This window comes from Desulfofundulus sp. (assembly GCF_049701015.1).
GTDB lineage: Bacteria > Bacillota > Desulfotomaculia > Desulfotomaculales > Desulfovirgulaceae > Desulfofundulus.
The window spans coordinates 1-2,915 of record NZ_JBNATZ010000290.1; the positions used below are offsets into that span (position 1 = coordinate 1).

The 2,915-nt window shown below is 51.3% G+C and carries 3 protein-coding genes; all 3 read right to left on the reverse strand.

Annotated elements, in window-relative coordinates; genetic code table 11:
* Window positions 1-808, reverse strand: an 808-nt coding sequence (locus ACPLUI_RS13365; RefSeq protein WP_424660745.1) for a restriction endonuclease subunit S, incomplete at its 3' end; no start/stop codon positions are given.
* Complete coding sequence (locus ACPLUI_RS13370; protein ID WP_424660746.1) at window positions 801-2,351, reverse strand: N-6 DNA methylase; 1,551 nt, start codon at window positions 2,349-2,351, stop codon at window positions 801-803. The genes ACPLUI_RS13365 and ACPLUI_RS13370, both read right to left, overlap by 8 nt.
* Window positions 2,352-2,377: 26 nt before the next feature.
* Window positions 2,378-2,734 carry a (deoxy)nucleoside triphosphate pyrophosphohydrolase gene (locus ACPLUI_RS13375; protein ID WP_424660747.1) on the reverse strand — a complete coding sequence of 119 codons (357 nt, stop codon included), beginning with the start codon at window positions 2,732-2,734 and terminating at the stop codon, window positions 2,378-2,380.
* Between the last annotated feature and the right edge of the window lie 181 nt (window positions 2,735-2,915).

The window sequence follows — 2,915 nt, forward strand, 5'->3', positions numbered from 1 at the left end:
TGCGTAAGATGGGATATTTGCCCGTAGATTCACCACGCATCGAAAGGCCGTACTGGGCTTGAGTAATAGCTTCACCTAACCTCACTACTTCCCAATGCTCCGGCACCGGGCCGATTTCGGTTTCCTTCAGGGGGACGCGGTCAATCTGGTCCACAGGCATCGGGCCATAGGTAAAAAGGTGACGCATAAGCGACTTTTTCAGTTCCCGGGCGGCGGCGATGACCCTGTCCTGCATTTCAATCGCCCGCTGGATGGTCGAAAGGACATGGGCAATTTTGCGCTGCTCGGGGAGGGGTGGGAGGGGAATACAAAGGGTTAGCAGATCATTTCGGGGTATGCCTTTGATTGTGGTACCGCGCACCTTCCCTCTAAGTGACTCCCGGACAAGATCTGTCTTAAAGCCATAGGCAAGGAATTGGGGTAAAATCTTCTGGGTATCTAACCTCAATACAGTAATGTCTTGATTAACAGCTATGTCAAAAGTAGCAATGACTGCCTTACCTACACCTACCCTTGTACCAAGAAGTAGACTGCCCTTAGGTGCCAATCGTGTAGACGTTTCATTCAATGCTCGCTCAGTAATCAACCGCTGATATGTAGTAAGGTAAATCTCTTCTTCTCCCATAAGTGCTGTAGTAGTCCAGGGTATAGATCCACCCCAGTAAGCGCTCTCTTTCGTTGATGGCGTTCCCCCGCTATAAGATTCTATGGTTACGTGACCTACCCTCACCACCTCCCAATCCTCCGGCAGTACCCCAATCTCCGTCTCCTTATACCCCTCCATTACCTCATCAATTGCCTTACCCATTCAGCCAACCCCCAAAACCTAACTTGCCCAGTATATCATTCAGTTCCTTATCTACCGCCTGCCGCTCTTCCTCTACCTCGGCCAGCTCGACCAGGATTTCCTCCACCGGCCGGTATTCCTCTTTCCCGTTGGTGGAAACGTAGCGGGAAGGGCTAAGGTTGTAATCGTTGCGGGCCGCTTCCTCATTACGAATTATTTTGCTCAGGCCTTCCTCTTCCCGCCAGTCCCGGTAAATCTCATATACCTGCTTTATATGCTCATCGGCCAGGTAATTTTTCGGGCGCCCTTTGGTAAATAGCCTGGATGCATTAATTAACAGAATTTCCCCCGGATGTTTTTTGGCTTTATTGATCACCAGGATAATGCCCGGGGCGGTGGTGTTATAAAACAGGTTCTCCGGCAGCAGAATGACACATTCCACCAGGTCATTTTCCACAAAGACTTTCCGGATGTCCCGCTCCCGGTTGGAGCCCTGGTTGCCGCTGCCCCGGGAAACGGAACCGGTGTCTAAAACCACGGCCATCTTACCGTTTTCTTTCAGGGAGGCGAACATGTGCTGGATCCAGCCCCAGTCGGCACTGGAGGCCGGCGGGATACCGCCAAACTTAAACCGGTCAAAGGGATCTTCCTCATATATGGAAAGGGGGAACTTCTGGTTCCACATGGGATTGGCGGTCACCTTATCAAAAACACGCAGGGAACCATCGGGGTTGGTAAAGGCCGGCCGGGCCATTGTATCCCCCAGGCGGATCTCGGCCTCCAGATCATGGATAAAAGCGTTCATTTTGGCCATGGCAAAGGTGGTGAAGTTAATCTCCTGGCCGTAAATTTTAACCGGGGCGATCCGGCTATCAGTCCCGTACTTTTCCCGGTAAGCCAGCACGCTTTTGATTAAAAGGCCGCCGGAACCACAGGCCGGGTCGTAGATCTCATCACCGGGTTGGGGGTCCAGGATATAGGCCATGAGCCAGGTCACTTCCCGGGGAGTATAGAATTCACCGGCGCTTTGCCCCTGACCCTCGGCAAATTTGCGCAGCAAGTATTCATAAGCCCGGCCCAGGATATCGGCCTCCACGTCTTTTAATCCCAGCCGGTAACGGGAAAGGATCTGGATCAATTTAAAAAGCCGGTCGTTATCTATAATTGGCTGGCCTGCTGCCCGGGCGTTAAAGTCTACGTGTTCAAAAATACCCTGCAGTTTGGGATTCTCCCGGGCAACCGCCCGCACGGCATCGGTGAGATATTCCCCGATGTTCGTGGTCTGCCGGGCAATGGACGGCCAGCGGGCAATCTCGGGGATATAAAACCTGACCAGCTCGTGATCTTGATCAATCTGCACCAGAGATTCTTCTACACTACCAAATATCTCGTCGGCCAGCCTGGCCACTTCATCCTCAAAAACGTCGGAAAGGCGTTTTAAAAAGATCAGAGGCAATATGTAGTCCTTATACTTCGGGGCATCTACCGGGCCACGGATGACACAGGCCGCTTCCCAAAGCCAGTTCTCCAGGGTAGTGAGATCCAGGCTGGTATTTTCGGTCATTGAATATTCCTCCCACTTAACTTCAACTACAATTTTAATTCTATCACCCTGCTGCTTTGTATTTTTGCTACGAACGGTTTATCAGCAGGGGCAAAATCATATTTGTCCAGTTCGTCCGCGCTCACCCAGCGATATTCGGCGTGGCTTGTTGGTTTTAGCACCCCTTTTTCCAAACGGGCCAGGTAAGCCAGCAGGTGAACAGTAGTATGATCATAACGGTATATGCTCTCCCCAAAGAATTCCCCCACCGCTATCTCAACCTGGAATTCTTCCCGCATTTCCCGGCGTAAACATTCTTCCGGGCTTTCACCGGCCTCAATTTTGCCGCCCGGGAATTCCCATTTATCGGCCAGTTTATCATTTGGATTTCGTTTAGCAATCAAAACCCGCCCATCACGCTCCTCAGTTTACTTCCTTCAAGAATCTCACATACTTCCTTCGTCCGTTTAGGAGGTTGACCAGTTTTTCATCTGCCGTCCAGAATTCACATATTTCCCCGGTTCTCCTTGCCACAACCTCGGCAACCGCCAGAAAAGCTGCATCGTAAAGCGTAGGCATATCGAA